The organism is Chitinophaga polysaccharea (assembly GCF_007829335.1).
GTDB lineage: Bacteria > Bacteroidota > Bacteroidia > Chitinophagales > Chitinophagaceae > Chitinophaga > Chitinophaga polysaccharea_B.
Genome location: NZ_VIWO01000001.1, coordinates 1387744 through 1404494, shown reverse-complemented (window position 1 = coordinate 1404494; position 16751 = coordinate 1387744). Strand labels below are relative to the sequence as shown.

At 44.4% G+C, this 16751-nt stretch carries 15 protein-coding genes and 2 tRNA genes; 3 read left to right on the top strand and 14 right to left on the bottom strand.

Annotated elements, in window-relative coordinates; translation table 11 throughout:
* Positions 1–154 precede the first annotated feature (154 nt).
* From FHW36_RS30665 to FHW36_RS05940, 7 genes are all read right to left on the bottom strand, one after another.
* Positions 155–295, bottom strand: a complete 141-nt coding sequence (locus FHW36_RS30665) for a Rid family hydrolase (RefSeq protein ID WP_222428994.1) — start codon at positions 293–295, stop codon at positions 155–157.
* 35 nt (positions 296–330) lie between these two features.
* A complete protein-coding gene (locus FHW36_RS05965; RefSeq protein WP_145663778.1) occupies positions 331–1392 on the bottom strand; it encodes an alpha/beta hydrolase in 1062 nt (353 codons plus the stop codon).
* Positions 1389–1721: a hypothetical protein gene (locus tag FHW36_RS05960; RefSeq protein ID WP_222428993.1), complete on the bottom strand. Its 333-nt coding sequence runs from the start codon at positions 1719–1721 to the stop codon at positions 1389–1391. Before FHW36_RS05960 ends, FHW36_RS05965 begins: the two co-directional genes overlap by 4 nt.
* Before the next feature lie 155 nt (positions 1722–1876).
* Complete coding sequence (locus FHW36_RS05955; protein WP_145663772.1) at positions 1877–2662, bottom strand: LytR/AlgR family response regulator transcription factor; 786 nt, start codon at positions 2660–2662, stop codon at positions 1877–1879.
* Positions 2659–3603 carry a sensor histidine kinase gene (locus tag FHW36_RS05950; protein ID WP_222428992.1) on the bottom strand — a complete coding sequence of 315 codons (945 nt, stop codon included), beginning with the start codon at positions 3601–3603 and terminating at the stop codon, positions 2659–2661. The genes FHW36_RS05955 and FHW36_RS05950 overlap by 4 nt, the downstream gene beginning before the upstream one ends.
* Positions 3604–3912: 309 nt before the next feature.
* Positions 3913–3986: transfer RNA gene (locus tag FHW36_RS05945), tRNA-Pro, on the bottom strand.
* 88 nt (positions 3987–4074) lie between these two features.
* A complete protein-coding gene (locus FHW36_RS05940; RefSeq protein WP_145663766.1) occupies positions 4075–4953 on the bottom strand; it encodes an MBL fold metallo-hydrolase in 879 nt (292 codons plus the stop codon).
* A gap of 138 nt (positions 4954–5091) precedes the next feature.
* On the opposite strand from FHW36_RS05940, the gene FHW36_RS05935 reads away from it, so the two are divergent.
* Complete coding sequence (locus tag FHW36_RS05935) at positions 5092–5598, top strand: GNAT family N-acetyltransferase (RefSeq protein ID WP_145663763.1); 507 nt, start codon at positions 5092–5094, stop codon at positions 5596–5598.
* A 60-nt stretch (positions 5599–5658) separates the two neighbouring features.
* On the opposite strand, the gene FHW36_RS05930 is transcribed toward FHW36_RS05935, so the two are convergent.
* The 3 genes from FHW36_RS05930 to FHW36_RS05920 all read right to left on the bottom strand — a co-directional run bounded on the left by FHW36_RS05930 (position 5659) and on the right by FHW36_RS05920 (position 10229).
* On the bottom strand, positions 5659–6639 hold the full coding sequence (locus FHW36_RS05930) for a terpene synthase family protein (RefSeq protein WP_145663761.1): 981 nt from the start codon (positions 6637–6639) through the stop codon (positions 5659–5661).
* 159 nt (positions 6640–6798) lie between these two features.
* The gene (locus FHW36_RS05925; RefSeq protein ID WP_145663758.1) at positions 6799–8520 is read right to left on the bottom strand and encodes an ATP-binding response regulator; all 1722 of its coding nucleotides are present in this window, start codon (positions 8518–8520) and stop codon (positions 6799–6801) included.
* Between the two features lie 353 nt (positions 8521–8873).
* On the bottom strand, positions 8874–10229 hold the full coding sequence (locus FHW36_RS05920; RefSeq protein WP_145663756.1) for a glycoside hydrolase family 27 protein: 1356 nt from the start codon (positions 10227–10229) through the stop codon (positions 8874–8876).
* Positions 10230–10507: 278 nt separating this feature from the next.
* Here FHW36_RS05920 and FHW36_RS05915 point away from each other — a divergent pair, with 278 nt between their 5' ends.
* Together FHW36_RS05915 and FHW36_RS05910 are read left to right on the top strand one after the other, a co-directional pair.
* Positions 10508–11392 (top strand): NmrA family NAD(P)-binding protein, encoded by an 885-nt coding sequence (locus FHW36_RS05915; RefSeq protein ID WP_145663753.1) that lies wholly within the window; start codon positions 10508–10510, stop codon positions 11390–11392.
* Positions 11393–11404: 12 nt separating this feature from the next.
* Positions 11405–12325, top strand: a complete 921-nt coding sequence (locus FHW36_RS05910) for a helix-turn-helix domain-containing protein (protein WP_145663750.1) — start codon at positions 11405–11407, stop codon at positions 12323–12325.
* Between the two features lie 242 nt (positions 12326–12567).
* Here the strand turns inward: FHW36_RS05910 and FHW36_RS05905 are convergent, their stop codons facing one another.
* From FHW36_RS05905 to FHW36_RS05890, 4 genes are all read right to left on the bottom strand, one after another.
* A complete protein-coding gene (locus tag FHW36_RS05905) occupies positions 12568–13050 on the bottom strand; it encodes a MaoC family dehydratase (RefSeq protein WP_246121081.1) in 483 nt (160 codons plus the stop codon).
* Positions 13051–13457: 407 nt separating this feature from the next.
* A tRNA-Pro gene (locus FHW36_RS05900) sits at positions 13458–13531 on the bottom strand.
* Positions 13532–13707: 176 nt separating this feature from the next.
* Positions 13708–16104 carry an ABC transporter permease gene (locus FHW36_RS05895; RefSeq protein WP_145663747.1) on the bottom strand — a complete coding sequence of 799 codons (2397 nt, stop codon included), beginning with the start codon at positions 16102–16104 and terminating at the stop codon, positions 13708–13710.
* Between the two features lie 189 nt (positions 16105–16293).
* The gene (locus FHW36_RS05890) at positions 16294–16701 is read right to left on the bottom strand and encodes a hypothetical protein (protein ID WP_145663744.1); all 408 of its coding nucleotides are present in this window, start codon (positions 16699–16701) and stop codon (positions 16294–16296) included.
* Between the last annotated feature and the right edge of the window lie 50 nt (positions 16702–16751).

Sequence of the window (16751 nt, the reverse complement as noted above, 5' to 3'; positions counted from 1 at the left end):
CGCGTCAACTTCAATCAGGTATCCGGGTACAATGCTGTGACACCGACCAGCACATCGGCAGGCTTGTGATCTCCGAATAATTCTACCTGGGCCTTTTCAATAATCGGCAAGCATTTATCACGCTCATAATTTACGACGTAGATGGTGATCTTGGTTACCTGCTCAGTTTCGCACCGGCAGCAGCAAGTGCGCCGCCAAGATTGCCAAACACCTGGCGCGACTGAGTAGCAAGATCACCAGGGCCAACAAGCTGGCCATTTATGTCTTCGGGTTCCTGCCCTGATATGAATACCATCTTGCTCCCTGTGCTGCTATTTTTCTCATTCTCAATTATTCGCAATAGTTGCCCCTCGGGTTAGCATTGCTGCTGCACGGAAACTGGTATTTACTTTGTGGATACTTTGGCGTAGGATTGTCTGTTACTTCCAGTGGAGTCATTGATTGCCCGTTGTAAGAGGGCATCGTAATTTGTGCAGTAGATCCATTACCCAAAGCTACATTTTTAGCATTGGCATTTCCGTTGAAACTATAATCCATCATCGCATCCAGCAGGCGATACACACCGTAATAGTCTAATGCGTCATAAGCCTTGCGGGAGCTGGGTGTTACATGGTCAGTCACATAATTATATCCGTTAATGGCCGATGATTTGATGTAAATAAAATCCTTCTCACTGTCAGGTATATTGATGTGTTTATAGATATCGATAGAAAGGCGGTGGTCGTTCACATCGTCCTCGTCATATACCTGTGCTATCATTTTGGTATTGGTGGGAAAACTTCGCAATTGCTGCTCGATAGTGAACGGACTGTTCCAGTTAAAAGAATACCATGGAGCCATTGTGAAAAGGAAACGGGCATCTTGTCCCCAACCTTTCTCGGTAAAAGCTTTGTAGGCAAGGTCTATGCTGGCGCCACCACCAAAAGAGTGTCCCATAAAACCTACTTTTCTGGTGTCGATAATATTAGGATAAGCCATCGCCGCTTTCATAAAACCCTCCCAAAGTGTCTGATAGCGGTGATCTACGCTAATATCGACAGTGCGGTAAGGCACAAATACTACTACATATCCTTTCGTCGCAATAAAATTATACAACCCTATATTGTAAGCTTTGTTTTCTCCACCAAAAGGATGCGAAAAGAATATGGTGGGTTTAGGAGAGGTAATGCCCTTCGGATAAAAAATAGAAACCTGCGTTCCGGCATATTGCGGATTGTCAAAATCTATTTCTGCTACTTCATAATTCCCATCTGATCCATAGCCGGATACCGGCTTTTGTATAGGTCCTTGTAGACTGTTGTCAGGCTGCGGTGTATTTCCACCATTATTATTTTTAGAGCAGGCTGAAACGGCAATGCACATCATTAAAAATAGATATAATAGCTTTTTCATTTTCTCCTTTCTTTTATTGCTTTCAGCATTTGTTCTTTAAGTTCCTGGTATTTTTTGTATTGTTCCGTATCTAAAATTTGGGGGAAGGAAGCAGATTTTTCCTGCTGCAATGCTTTCAGTTTTTTGTATTTAGACAGCTTTCTATCTTTGCTTTGCAGGATGAAAGCATTTTTTTGAGCATATTGAAGATTTAGGTTATACACCTGTTCGGTTTGCACGGCGCTTAGTGCCAGATTAGTTTTCATCCATTCGGTTTGTATCTTTGCTCGCTGTTCGGGCGTGCCGTCTTGTATTGTTTCTTTGTTTTGTGCCGATACCGTAAATACCATGAGCACCAGGGTAGTTACAAGGGAAGCCCATTTTTTTCTGATTTTTAAGACCATCGTGAAAAAGTTTAATTTTTAATACAACAAATGTAGTAATACAGATAGTTGCCACTTGAGTAAAAGAGGGTGAACCTGCAAAATATGGCGGTGAAATACAGCTATTGATCCAGCCATTTTCTGAAGAGCATTGCCCTCGCTTTGCTAACCAACACCTGTTCTAGGGGAGAGGGATGTATTTTGAGTACCAGTCTACCATTGAAAAAATATTCCACAGTACCTACGGCATTTCGATGGATGATAAATTGACGGTTGGCACGGAAAAAAAAAGCGGGGTCCAACTGTTGTTCTAATTGTTCCAGCGTAGACTCTACAATGTACTGCTTCCCATCTGTTGTATGGGCATACACTATCTCGTTGGCCGTATAAAACCAATGGATTTTGCTGGCTTCCACAGGAATAAGCCTGCCGCAGTAATGGAAAAGAAACGATTTTTTGTAGCTTTTAGTAGTGGACTGCAGCTGCTGTAACAAGCCAGCTATTCTATCCCGTTCCATTTCAACGTCAGGAACTATCAGCGTGTTATATTTCAATAAAGCACGTCGTATCTCCTCCTCATCAAAAGGTTTTAGTATATAATCGATACCATTGTTACGAAAGGCTTCGATCGCATAATCATTATAAGCTGTAACAAAAATGACAGGTTTGCTGATGTTTGTTTGCCGGAAAATTTCAAACGACAATCCGTCCGAAAGCCGTATGTCCGAAAATATCAAATCATAGCTATTGTGGTTCCTCGCTAACCAATCCACCGCTTCCGTCACACCTTGTAACGTTGCCATGATCTCAACGGCAGGTTTAATTTCTCTAATGATATATTCCAGGTTTCTTGCCGTCGCGGCTTCGTCCTCTATCAATACAATACGGAAGGGGCGGGTCAAGGTCATAGCAGTGGTAGTTGGACTATAAAATATTCACCAGTTTGACGTATTTCTATTTCACGGCAGGCTTGCAGTTTGAATCTTTCGTTCAGATTGGCCAGTCCCAACCCTGTGCCTTCAATTTCGCTGGTGGCAGGCTGTAGGTTGTTTTGCACTACAAGCCAGCCTTTTTTGTCATAAATATCAATGGTTAGCAGGCGTGAAGTTGTACTACTATTATGCTTAACAGCGTTTTCCACCAACGGCTGTAATGATAAATGGGGAATCCGTTTTTGCAAAATATCCGGACTTACGTTTGTCCGAATCTGGAAGGTATTTCCCAGTCGCATTGTTAACAGTTGGGTGTAGGATTCCAAATGCAGAAGTTCTATATCTACCGTTACCATATCATTACCTGAATGTATTAGTGTATACCGGAAAACTTTGGACAGATGCACGATATAGGCCTGAGCCTGTTGCGGATTCTCCCTTACAATTGATGAAAGGCTGCTGAGCGTATTGAAAAGAAAATGGGGATTAAGCTGCTCTTGAAGCAGTTTTAACTGGGCTTGCAGATAAGCCGCATGAAGCTGTTCATTTATTAAGTCTTTATGCCTGCTTTCCCGTATCAGCAAGATGAGGCGTATCACCACAACAACCATCATGGTACTAAGGGAAAACCGGGCAAAATATCCTCTTACTATTATCTTCTGAAAATATACTATGTCAAACAGTGCCGAGTGGATGAGACTTCCCAAGGTAATAGCGGTTATTACCAATAGCGCATTGTAACCATATAATTTTGGCCATTGTTTGTTTTGCCGGTACACGCTGAAAAATCTGTCATGGGCAAGGTTCAGGTGTAATAGCACCAGGCAAAATAACATATTGTACAGAAATTGGAAGCCATATTCCCAAGCATTGAACTGCCAATAGCGGGCAATGATACCATCAGCATTAAGTGCCATTAGCTTGGCTGAATTGGCCATCAAGGCTATCAACAAGGAGCTGTATAAGTATATTTTCCGCTCGTTTCTAATCATTTATATAAAGAAAAGAAAATTAAGCAAGGTTATACAAAAATCAACGCCGAAACGGGAAAATTGAGGGGTGAAGTGACGTTTATTCAATCTGGCAATCTTAGCCCCAACACATTATGTGGTTGGGATTTGTCAATACAATCAGTCTTTTTTACCTCCAACAGTGCACTGGACATAGCTTTCGCTCGAAAAATAAAAAAGGACAAAATGGAAATTTTTCCACTTTGTCCTCTCTTGTCGGGGCGGCAGGATTCGAACCTGCGACCTCCTGCTCCCAAAGCAGGCGCGATACCGGGCTACGCTACGCCCCGTTCCGACATTTCCACCACTTATGCGGTGAAGCGGGATGCAAATGTAGGAAATTATATTCCACAAAAACAAATTTTTCTGCAACCGTCTTTATTTATTAACAGGCTTGCCGGAAAGGATATCCCTTACCGTTACTCCCGGCAACAGGCGATATACCGGGATATTAATACGGTATTTATCGCAGAGGTCCCGGATGCTACGGTCTATCAGTGCAGCATCGTAGCGGGAAGAGAAATGCCCCAGCACCAGTTGCTGTACCTGGATACCGCTTACCATTTCCATCACCTCTTCCAGTTTGCTGTGCTTATTTTTATGCGGCACCGTTTTCACATCGCCTTCGCTGGCCAGGAAGGTGGCTTCATGGATTAATATGCCTGATTGATCCCAGCGGTGGAGGTCTGTTACCGGGGTGTCGCCGGAGTAGCCCAGTAAGCAGTTACGTACTTCCATGGTGGTGTTTTCTTTTCCCCTATTTAGGATGATTTGTTTCAATTCAGCAGCGGGCAATGCGGCCAGTTCGGGGCGTACCTTTTGTTTCACCTGCATTACTTTATAACTGAGGCTGCGGATAGTTTGTGGATCGGTGGTTACGTGTTCATTCCTGATAGGTATTACTACCAGGTCGTCTTTTACCCATATTTCTTCACCGGGTGCTACGGCCCTCCATTGGGTGCCACTGATGTGCGGATCAAACCGTTTGGAAAACTCTTCCATGGCGGGAAATGACTTGCTGTCGCGGGGATAACAAATTACCGGGAAGCCTTGCCTGGCATTAAGTTGGTTCAATTGGAGCAAGCCGGTAAGATGATCTCTGTCGGCATGCGATATAAATACATAGTTGATCTTCCTGCTCTTTTGTAATAGCGCAGCTGTTAATCCATCGCCTGCATCCATTAAAATACCCCACTCTTCCAGCAGGTACCAGGTGGAAAATAAAGCAGTAGAATAACCTGATATCGTTAGTTTCATTCCTTAAAGGTAACACATTTCATAAAACCGCTTCCAATAAGGAGTACACAAAATCTGATCTGGTAAAAATATAAAAAACTGAATCTGTTTTATTCAATGAAGATAACGGAATTTTACAGCCGAAATAATCATCGGATCATGAAAATTATTAACAGCACCCGGGAAGACATCAGCCTGATATTTAGTTTGTATGATGCAGGCACACTTTTACAGAAAAAGGCGGCACAGAAGCAGTGGCTGGGATTTGAGCCCTCGTTGATAGAGAAGGAAATCAATGAAAAGCGGCTATGGAAAATAGTGGAAGGGGATCAAATCGTTTGCGTGTTTTCTATTGCCTTTAGCGATCCGGCTATCTGGAAAGAAAAAGACAGCGATCCGGCTATCTATATACACCGCATCGCTACACACCCTGATTATCACGGTAACGGCTATGTGAAACATATCGTGGCCTGGAGCAGGGAATATGCCACGGAAAACCAGAAGCAATTTATCCGGATGGATACCGGTAGCGGCAATGATAAGCTGAACAACTACTACGTAAGTTGCGGGTTTAATTATCTCGGGGTTATTGCTACCGACGATTCACCGGAGCTACCGGCGCATTACAAAAACGGCACTTCCAGCCTGTTTGAAATACAGCTGTAAAATATATCCGGGACCAGCTACCATGGCCCCGGATCATTCAAATCTGGTAACGGCAAGGGCTTACAGGCTGCTCCCTGCAACTGCTTTGAAGGTATCTTCCTCTGGAAATCCTCCTTTTTGATAACGCTTGGTATCGATAGCATACCAGTCTTTTTGTCCCTGAATCATCACGCCCAGGTACCAGGCAAATTTTTTCACGCCATTGGTATAATGGCCGAAATCCGGAACATCCGACTGCAATCTGACAATCTCCCTGACATCGTTGTCATGGAAGCTCATGGCGGCATCATTAGCAGCTTCGATCGACAATTTAAATTCATGTTGTAATACCAGCACCAGGTTTAGCGGCTCCCGGTCAATGTCTTTTTCAATGGAATAAAAATCATTGCACCAGGCAAATACCCGCGCTGTGAGGCGATACAGCTCCTTCATATAGGCGTGGTTCATCACTTCTTCAGGCAAGTCGAGGCCCAATTGCAGGATGATCAGATCCAGGAAGGCATGTACCCCGATGGTCAGTTCCCGCAACCGGATAAATTCTTCCAGCCTCGGGAAATGCTTTACCAGCTTAAACGGCACCTCCAGCTGCATGCTGCCAATGTAGTTATCCACATTGTCGATGTAACGCCGCATCCAATACGGTGGAAAAAGTACGTTTAGCCGGTCCCGTATATCGGCCAGCAGAGGGAAGAAGTCATGCTCTCCCGGCTGAGGGTCACTGCCTTCCAATACGGCTACCACTCTTTTTTGCAGCGACTGCAACTGTGCAGTAGTGCAATATTCATAATAATCATCAAAAACAGTTCCCCACAACATGAACATAGCAGCGGGTTTCAGATGGTCATAGGTAGGCATATCCGGCAAGCACCTGGCGGTGATATACCCGAAATTGGATAGTTTGTACTTCATCTGCATCTTCATAGGCAGAAATCCATAATCCCGGTCAATCCACATGTCTGTTTGGGCCTTGACCTTTTCTGCATAAGTACTCATAAGCGACGGAAACGGATATTCCGGCTTTGGCAAAGCTGTGATTTTCATAATTAAACAGGTTGATATTTAAAAAAACGACTTCTCCCGGGCTGAAGGTAATAGGATCATTTACTGTTGCATTTCTCCTTAACAAATATAATACAGGAGCAACACCCGTTGGGGGAACGGAAACAGAAGGGATAAACGAAAAAGGGAAAGGGTGCTCCCTTAACCAAAATAGGCGGAGAGCAGGTTAGATAAAGCCTTTAACTCTATTGGCTTGGTAATATAACCGGCAGCGCCCGAATCAAGCATTTGCCGGGATAAGTCTTCTGAGTTGTCGCCACTAACGACCACTACAGGCACCTCCCGCAAAACGGGATCAGATTTTAGAATAGATAATAATTCCAGCCCGTTACAGTCAGGCAATTGGATATCCAGTAATATCAGGTCGGGCACCTGTTCCCTGGCCAGGCGCACACCCTCCTTGCAGGTAGCGGCAAAGCTGATGGGAGTGCAGCCCAAACGCTTCAAATGCATATTGGCTATCATCTGGCTCATCGGGTTATCTTCCACTACCAGCACCGATTTGTTGGGGAAACAACTGATCGCTTCTTCCGGCATAACTGCTTCCGCCACCTGCGGTACCTCGGGCACGGTAACCGGTATACGTAGAGTAAAAGTAGTGCCGGTACCAGGCGTGCTTTCCACCTGGATAGTTCCTTCCAGGGTATCTGTCAACTGTTTCACAATGGTCAACCCAATGCCCGTACCCTCGATCAGGTCGTTGCGTTCCGATACAAACGGGGAGTCGAACAGGTTCTTTAACTTCTCGGGAGATATTCCTTTTCCACGATCCGCAATTTTTATTTGTAACCTTGCCTCCCATACACCGGCCTCCAGGCGGATATCGGCACCATTGGGAGAAAATTTAATGGCGTTGGCCAACAGGTTGGAAATGATCCTGGTTAATTTCACCCGGTCGGAAATGATGACTGCCGGCGTTTGAGTAGCTATTTTTAGTGAAATATTAATCTGCTTGGCGCCTGCCAGCTCATTGTACATTTCTGTAATCTCCCCTAACCAGGAATGAACTGCTATCTCCGAGACTTCTATTTTATCGTAGTTCCCCGCTTCTATCTTTGAAAACAACAGTACATTTCCCACCACGTCGATAATGGACCGGGTAGCAGCATACATGGTGCGGATATGCCCGGGGCTTACTTCTACCGATGGTTGATCGGGCTTTTCGGCTTGTGGCAGGTAATGCTGCAGTATACCGTAAATCACATTCAACGGATTGTTGATATCGTGGTTGGTTTCCCGGAGAAACAGGCTTTTATAGTGACTGGCATGTTTTAGCGCCGTTGTTTGCTGATCATTTTGCGTCACATAAAACAATACAATGATCACATTCAGTAGCAGGATCACGGCCATAGCCAGCCACCGGATCAGGTGTTGTTGCTCTCCCGTGAAGTGAATGGGTTGTACAATATTGGTAAAATCGTTGAACTCCAATATGGCCAGGCACAGGAAGGCAATTATAATACCGGTGATACGCAGGGATCTTCTCTTAAATACAAACAGGGTAACACTTACCAGGCAAAGTGTCAGCAGCTGGATAGGCGCCCGCTGGCTAAACATCATCCCGAAATATACGGCCGCCAGGTTTTGAGTAGCAATCATGATGCTGGCCGCCAGCGTATGCCGGTGGTAATAGTTCAGCAACAACACGATGGCAAACAGCGTGGCTTCTATCATAGCCGGGATAAAAATCTTCAGTTCACCAGACCAGAAATACAGAACGGGGCCAATGGTGATAGCAAAACCGCCTGTTACCAGGGCAAGTGTATTTACCAGCTGAACCACTTTCCGCTCTTCATTGGAAAGCATCTGATCCCGGGTGCCGAGCGCCGCCAGTTGTCTAAATACATGCAGGCCTGCCATCATGATAAATACAGTGGTTATTTGTAGCGTTGAGCATATGTTTAGGTAACAGTAACAAACACATATTGGTGCTTATTGCAGTATAAAAATACCAAATATATTCCGATCCCTTTCAATTAAGTATGCCAGGGCCACGTTAAATAAAATGGAAAATATTGCAACAACAAACAAAAATAATCACCACCAGTATACATGCCGGTTTTTTATAGCAGGACCTTTATCGGTCGTCTTCAAATGGCTACAGCAGCCAGAATGGGTAAGTAAAGAAAAAGTGCCACTGTTTAAACTGTAGCTGGAGAAGTAAACGGAGAAAAACCGCCTTACCCACGGGTTCAAAGGATAGGGCGGTGCTGGTATTATTTATGTTTTTCTTCAATGCTGTATAAGCCGGCGCCATGGCTGGCAATTACCGGCGAAAAAGTGCCGGAAAAGCTACCCATCTTTTTACCTGACCATAGATCTGTGATGACGCAGTTCCCCTTGATGCCCAATTCTGCCAGGTTTACCGCTACTGCCGAAGCCGGGGTAGCCGGATGATCGGCCGTATTAAACACGGCGAGGTATTTCCGACCACTGGCCGGGTCTTCCGCCACCCAGGCAGCTTTATCTTCTTCTGTGAAAAGCGGACGATTGTTAGTGCTGGTATTTAACACTTTCAAAACGTTTTTATTGGTGAGCAGGGATAACGTAAAAGGATCATTATCCGGGAGGTTACCTCCAAACATTAAGGGCGATTTAAAGATAGTCCATAATGTCATGAGGGTATATTGCTCGTCTTTTGTAAAGGCGCTCATGCGTGGGTGCCCGCGTTCTGCCCGGATACCTATACGGCCAAGGGGGAGCATATCACCGTCGGGATAAGCGCCGGGCGCTCTCCATTTATTCCAGCGTTCAAACACCTGGAAGTGTTCCTTCAGTTGTTTCCAGTTATCCCAAAAGTCGCCCACGGTTCTCCACATATTGGCATACTGTTGTACATGGGCGGCATGATCCACAGGCGTTTCGCCCGGAGAAGAGCTAAACACAATCTTCCGGCCGGTACGGTCGATAGCTTTCCGGATCATTTCTATTTCGCCGGCAAAGTAAATAGGAGAAGAAAGATCATCTACTTTTACAAAATCCAGCCCCCATTCCGCATACATGTCAAAGAGAGAGTTATAGTATGCCTGGGCGCCTTCCTTTTCTGGTAATATGGTATACATATCATGCAACCAGAGGCACTGTCCTTCTTTGGAATAGATATCGGCCGCGCGAGCAGTGCTCCCTTTGATGGGAAGGTTTTCATTTACCGCTTTCACCGGTATTCCTCTCATAATATGAATACCGAATTTCAATCCTTTACTATGGATATAATCAGCCAGGGGCTTAAATCCCTGGCCATTTTTTGCGGACGGGAAACGGTTTACTGCCGGTACAAATCTCCCATACTGATCTATATTATAGGTGGGATCTGTTTCATTGTACCCATGCGCTTTATCATTGCCAACATACCACCTGATGTCCACCACCACATATTGCCAGCCAGATGATTTTAAATATTTGGCCATATAATCGGTATTTGCCTTTACCTCTGCTTCTGTTACCGTGGGGCCATAGCAATCCCAGCTATTCCAGCCCATGGGAGGGCCCGGCGCCCATTGATGAAAATCCTGGCTTCGTACCTGCTGTGTAAATAGGGTGGTAATGATCAAAAATGCTGCTAATCGCCTCATGGTATTAATGTTGTGTTGACTGACATGGAATTTATGCAGGAGCCGGGTAGCTCCCATGGGTCGAAAATAATAAATTCAAATTAATAATTGTCAATCTAACACTTTAATTAAAAAAGAATCCGCCAGGCTGAACGGAAGGCGGAAATAATTCCTATGAAACCGTACATCCGGCATTGCTTCATATCCCTCGTTACCCTTATTTTTGGCTACGACAATCATAGATTTGGTTAAACATACCTGCGTTTACAGCTGGATATTTGTGTTACTAAATTAAGATTATGAAAATTATAGTAACAGGTTCATTGGGCCATATCAGCAAGCCCCTGGCACAGGAACTGATAGCGAAAGGTCATGATGTGACCATTATCAGCAGTAAAGCAGACAAACAACATGCAATAGCAACTTTAGGCGCAAAGGCCGCCATCGGGTCGGTAGAAGACGTGGCGTTTTTAAAAACCACCTTCGCTGGCGCAGATGCCCTTTATGGCATGACGCCTCCTAACTTTGGCGCTACAGATATGATCGGTTATTACCGCCATATAGCCAACGCCTATGCAGAGGCTGCAAAGAGCACAGGCCTCCGCCGCATTGTTTACCTCAGCAGTTACGGCGCACACCTCGAAAAGGGCAACGGCATTATCAGGGGATCCTACTATGCCGAACAAATTTTGAATGAGCTGAAAGACATTACTGTTAGCTGTCTTCGTCCGGGTTACTTTTATTATAACTTATATAACTTTCTGGGGATGATAAAAGCGCAGGGGATTATCGGCGCCAACTTTGGCGGCGATGATAAACTGATAATGGTCTCTCCACTGGATATTGCAACAGCTGCTGCCGAGGAGCTAACAGCCGCTAACGCCGGAAGCAACGTACGCTATATAGCCAGTGATGAACATACCTGTAACGAAGTAGCCCGGTTAATTGGCGAAGCCATTGGCAAACCAGGCCTTCAATGGGTAACTTTTACCAACGAGCAAGTAAAGAACAACATGCTGGAGCATGGCATGCCGCCGGCAATTGCCGATTTGTTGGTTGAATTAGGTGCTGGTATTCACACAGGTTTATTAGGCGAAGACTATGAAAAGCACAAACCTACGCCCGGCAAGGTAAAACTGCAGGAGTTTATCAAAGCATTTGCTGCAGCATACAACCACAATTAAGTACATTACATCATGGCAAATCAGCAACCCATACGCATTAAAACCATTAGCGAGTTCCACGAGCTTATGCAACTGCCTAAACCGGCGCATCCACTGGTGAGCGTAACGAGGTTTGAAGATGTAAAACTTACGTATGATGAGCCGGTAAGCAGAATAATGGACTTTTATTCCATTGCTATTAAACGAAACGCCCATATAAAAATGAAGTATGGGCAGCAGGAATACGATTTTAATGAAGGAATCATGTTTTGTATGTCACCGGGACAACTGTTGAGGATTGAAATTGATAAGACACAACAGCCGGAACATACGGGATGGAATCTACTTATCCATCCCGATTTTCTCTGGAACACGCCGCTGGCTAAAACCATCAAAAAATATGAATTTTTCGATTACTCAGTGAACGAAGCCTTGTTTCTTTCATCCAGGGAGGAAGACACACTTATTGGCATTATGCAGCAAATAGACCAGGAATGCCGATCCAACGTAGATAAATTCAGCCAGGATATCATTATCGCACAAATAGAATTACTGCTTACTTATACCGAGCGTTTTTATCACCGCCAATTCATCACGCGCAAGATCAATAATCATAAAGTGCTTGACCGCCTGGAACAGGTACTCTCCGAATATTTTAACAGTGAAGACATCGCTAAATATGGCTTACCAACCGTAACCTATATTGCCGAAAAAATCAATATCTCGCCCAATTACCTGAGCGGTTTGCTAAAAGTGCTTACAGGGCAAAGTACCCAACAACATATTCACGAAGCACTAATTGAAAGGGCGAAAGAAAAGCTATCCACCACTGCATTGTCGGTAAGCGAGATTGCTTATGAGCTGGGGTTTGAGCACCCGCAGTCATTCAGCAAATTGTTCAAAACCAAAACTAATTTTTCGCCAGTTGAGTTCAGGCAGGCTTTTAATAGCTAGTAACAAACTTCCCAAAAAACAAAGGGCCTACTCTTTTCTGGGTAGGCTTCTTTCTAAATCGGGATGACCGGACCAGGTTCGTACCTGTTGACAAGGAATTTAATACAAACTCAAGGACTTATAAAATAGCGAAAGCAAATACATAATCAATATATCCCTTTGCTACGAGATGGACCTTTGGCGTCAGGTTTTCTTATTTTCCAGAAATGTAAAATTGTGATTTCGTGAATTCCTTCCGGATATTACACAAAATGATACAAGAAGACAACATTACCAGTATAAGCCGGCTTCGGCTGATTTTTAATCATCAGTGTGGCTTCGATAATAACTTTGGTCACCCCTCTTAAATTGGTTATCGTGTTGAGTTTAGCCTTTAGCTGCACTTCATTGTCCACCAAAACCGGTTGGCCAAATTTAAAACTCTCTATACCATAGTTTATTTCCATTTTAATATTGCGTACATCTACAATCTGCTTCCACAGATATGGGATTAATGCCAATGTTAAGTAGCCGTGTGCGATCGTTCCACCGAATGGACCCTCGCGTTTAGCTTTTTCCTCGTCTGTATGAATCCATTGGTGATCCAGTGTAGCGTCTGCAAACTTATTAATCTGTTCCTGGTCTATTTTATGCCAGTTGGAAATGCCTAATTCTTTTCCAAGATACATGCTATATTCCTCGAAAGAGTTAATTATCACCATTTTTCGATTGTCGATTGTTTCCATTATGACGCAATTTTATTTTTATGTCGATAGTTATAATACAGTAATATATGTGCTTTTATTGATTGGGAGCAAAAGTATTCAGAAAAATATTTAAAATAGAAAAGATAAAAAATTAACCGGACAGCTTACCCTATCATAGATAGGATCTGCGACTTCGTGGAAACCTATCCGTAGTGCGGTGTGGAAACACAGTAGTAATCACGATTGCAAATGAGGCAAAACAAAGAAGAGGCTTTACCATTTATCTTATGATGCAGCCTCTTCTTTGTTTTTAAGTCGGGGCGGCAGGACTCGAACCTGCGACCTTGCTGCTTTCTGCGGTACGGCAATACCAACAGCATTCCCAAATAACAAACGTTCCCAAAAACAAAAAAGCCTACTCGTTTCTGAGTAGGCTTCTTGCTAAGTCGGGGCGGCAGGATTCGAACCTGCGACCTCCTGCTCCCAAAGCAGGCGCGATACCGGGCTACGCTACGCCCCGAAATCCCTTCTTAGTCCGCGTTCTGGCAATATAGACAGCCCTTGTGGCGATATCCTTGCTTCAATTGCGGAGTGCAAATGTAGGAAATTGTTTAACATAAAAACAAATTTTTTTCTCTATAAATTTTAAAAATATAGAAGAATCAGCTACCACAGCAACTTTCAGGTGTTATATTTCTACTCGGATCTTAAACTTTTAACGGGATTGGCCATCGCAGCCTTTACCGATTGGTAGCTCACAGTTAGAAATGAAATCACCAGGGCAGCGACGCCGGCCGCCGCAAAAAACGACCAATGTAGCCGGATATGGTAGGCAAAATCCTGCAACCATTTGTTCATCATCCAGGCCGACACGGGGAAAGCAATGACCAGCGCCCACAATACCAGTTTAATGAAATCTTTCGACAGCATGCCTACAATGCCTGATACGCTGGCGCCCAGCACCTTCCGCACACCTATTTCTTTAATACGTTGCTGCGTGGCAAATGTGGTAAGCCCAAATAAACCCAGGCAGGAGATCAGAACGGAGAGTGCAGAAAAAACATTGAATAATTTCCCCATCCGCTGTTCGGCCACGTATAGGTTGGCCAGGTCTTGGTTTACAAACCCAAATGAAAAAGGGAAATCGGTATAGATCTGCTGGAAAACTTTTTTCATGACCGCCAAACGCTGACTCATATTGGCAGGTGTGGTTCTCAAAACCACATAACCCGTGTTACCATTAAAATTGCCATCGCTACCATTCCTGATAATCAGCGGTTGTATCGGCTGTTGTATCGGTTTAAAATTGAAATCTTTGACTACACCTATAATCTGTCCGGCTCTGCTGTCGAGGGTCAACCTTTTCCCTACCGCCGTTTCAGGAGCTATCCGCATGGCTTTCAGCGCCTTTTCATTGACCACATAGTTATTGTTATCTCCCTTAAAATTTTCTGAAAAAAAACGCCCCGACTTCATCCGCATACCAAACGTACCGATAAAATGATCATCTGTCCACATTTGCGGGAAAACAATATCATCGTCAGGTGTTTTCCCTTCCCACCGTACCGCCTTGGTACCAGTAGGCATATCGGTAGGCAAATGACTCACAAAGCTATAGTTATCCACTTCAGGATACTGGCTCATAGCCGTTTTAAATGCCTGCTGATGCTGTACCAGGTCGCCCACACGGGGAATAGGCACGTACAGGAGATTTTCCTTGTTGTAGCCGATATCCATGGTGCGGATAAACTGCAATTGGCTGTATACCACAACAGTGCTCACCATCAGGATTACCGCAATGGCAAATTGTACAATAATGAGCCCATTCCTGAAATACGTTTTTCCCCCATGCAACATTTTTACGCCCTTTAACACTTTAACAGGGTTAAATGAAGACAGGAATAGCGCAGGGTAACTACCCGCCAGCAATCCTACTATTACGGCGATGGCTAACAATATGCCTAACATTTTTACGTTCAGCAAGTGCCATACCATTGCTTTGCCCGACAATTGATTAAACAACGGCATCAGCGCCCAGGCGATGATGATGCCAATTGCCAGCGAGATAAAAGATAACAATACCGCCTCACTTAAAAATTGTAGCATCAGCTGAAAACGAAAAGCGCCCAGTGTTTTACGCATACCCACTTCCCGGGCACGTTGCCCCGACAAGGCAGTAGACAGGTTCATGAAGTTGATAGCCGCAACGGCCAATATAAACATGGCTACCAGCGAAAAAATCAATACCTGCTGGTGATTCCCCTGTCCGGGTACATCCAGCATATAATGGGAACGTAGATGGACATCTGTCAGGGGCTGCAAAAACAGTGTACCATTGGTTTTAGAATCATCATGCTTGCGGTAAGTGTTCATGATTTGTTGCTGCAGAGAGGCTAACGCAGGGGCAGTGGCACGAAAGTGTTCATTCATCTGCAAGTAAGTATACACATCAAAATTGCCCCATGCCTGTTGCTGGTTTATGACCTTATCATATTGTTGGATAGGTACCAACATATCGAACTGCAGATGGGAGTTCTGCGGGATATCTTTTAGCACACCCGTCACCAGCAAATCATTTCCTTTATAGTTATTATCGATATACAATGTTTTGCCCATCGCAAGTTGGGGACTGCCAAAAAACTTAGTGGCGCTGGCTTCCGTCAGCACCACCTCTTCGGGGCGAGTGAGCAGGGAAGCAGCATCTCCCAGTAGTAGCGGATAAGTGAAGATGTGCAGGAAATTGCTGTCGGCATAGTAAATATGCTTTTCGTCAAACTTTTGCGTGCCCGCTGTAACCATGCATTGGAGAGAAGATAACCGGGTCACATTTTTAATCGCCGGCACCTCATCCCTCACAGCCATGGCAATGGGCACCGGCACTACTGCTGCGTCAATATCCGACACCCGGGCGGTAAGGCGATATATGTCATTTGCGTGCTCATTAAATTTATCATAGCTCCTTTCATCCTGTACCCATAGAAAAATAAGGATACTACAGGCCATACTAACAGCCAGTCCTAAAATGTTCAACCCTGAAAAAAGCTTATTCCTGAAAAGACTCCTGAAAGTGGTTTTCAAATAACTCCTGAACATACCCTAATGTATTGAGATACTTTTTCGGGGCGAAAATACGGTGCCAATAATTAAAATAATTTTAGACAAACCACTTATACATATAAAATTTATGCAATTGTTCGAAAGTAGCACATGTCCCGTCCGGTATTGTATACAAAAAAAGGGAACAGCAGTACTGTTCCCTTCTTATAACTGTTCTATAACTGGCTATTTTTCTCCATCTGTTTTTGCTCCTTTCTGTGCATGCTGAGCATTTATATCCTTCAGCTTTGCCAGCTGATCAGGCGTCAGAATGGTCTGGAATTGTTGTTTACGGTAGGCCGAAATTTCTTTAAAACCACCTTTTTGTCCGCTTGCCTTGGCCGCATCTTTACGACGGATGCATTCTGTATTTACATCCAGCACTTTTTTATATTGATCATCTGTGAGATTTAATTTCGTCTTTAATTCATCTGTGTAGGCGATAGCGCGTTTTTCCGGAGCTGGTAATACTTTAGGGGCAGCAGGGGCTTTAGCAGGCGCCTGTTTGGCGGCAGCAGGGGCAGGTGTAGCTGTTTGTGCGAAAACGGGAGACACCGCCAGCATGATGGCGATTGCAGCAATTAACTTTTTCATGTGTGTAATTTGTTTTTGTATGGCCCGTAATCCAATTTTCTTGCCAGTGC

Coding starts and splice junctions, on each gene's coding strand:
- FHW36_RS05965 (WP_145663778.1), bottom strand. CDS start 1,392: ATGAAAAAGCTATTATATCTATTTTTAATGATGTGCATTGCCGTTTCA.
- FHW36_RS05960 (WP_222428993.1), bottom strand. CDS start 1,721: ATGGTATTTACGGTATCGGCACAAAACAAAGAAACAATACAAGACGGC.
- FHW36_RS05890 (WP_145663744.1), bottom strand. CDS start 16,701: ATGAAAAAGTTAATTGCTGCAATCGCCATCATGCTGGCGGTGTCTCCC.
- FHW36_RS05920 (WP_145663756.1), bottom strand. CDS start 10,229: ATGAGGCGATTAGCAGCATTTTTGATCATTACCACCCTATTTACACAG.
- FHW36_RS05955 (WP_145663772.1), bottom strand. CDS start 2,662: ATGACCTTGACCCGCCCCTTCCGTATTGTATTGATAGAGGACGAAGCC.
- FHW36_RS05935 (WP_145663763.1), top strand. CDS start 5,092: ATGAAAATTATTAACAGCACCCGGGAAGACATCAGCCTGATATTTAGT.
- FHW36_RS05925 (WP_145663758.1), bottom strand. CDS start 8,520: ATGATGGCAGGCCTGCATGTATTTAGACAACTGGCGGCGCTCGGCACC.
- FHW36_RS05950 (WP_222428992.1), bottom strand. CDS start 3,603: ATGGCACTTAATGCTGATGGTATCATTGCCCGCTATTGGCAGTTCAAT.
- FHW36_RS05930 (WP_145663761.1), bottom strand. CDS start 6,639: ATGAAAATCACAGCTTTGCCAAAGCCGGAATATCCGTTTCCGTCGCTT.
- FHW36_RS05910 (WP_145663750.1), top strand. CDS start 11,405: ATGGCAAATCAGCAACCCATACGCATTAAAACCATTAGCGAGTTCCAC.
- FHW36_RS05915 (WP_145663753.1), top strand. CDS start 10,508: ATGAAAATTATAGTAACAGGTTCATTGGGCCATATCAGCAAGCCCCTG.
- FHW36_RS05940 (WP_145663766.1), bottom strand. CDS start 4,953: ATGAAACTAACGATATCAGGTTATTCTACTGCTTTATTTTCCACCTGG.
- FHW36_RS05905 (WP_246121081.1), bottom strand. CDS start 13,050: ATGGAAACAATCGACAATCGAAAAATGGTGATAATTAACTCTTTCGAG.
- FHW36_RS05895 (WP_145663747.1), bottom strand. CDS start 16,104: ATGTTCAGGAGTTATTTGAAAACCACTTTCAGGAGTCTTTTCAGGAAT.
- FHW36_RS30665 (WP_222428994.1), bottom strand. CDS start 295: ATGGTATTCATATCAGGGCAGGAACCCGAAGACATAAATGGCCAGCTT.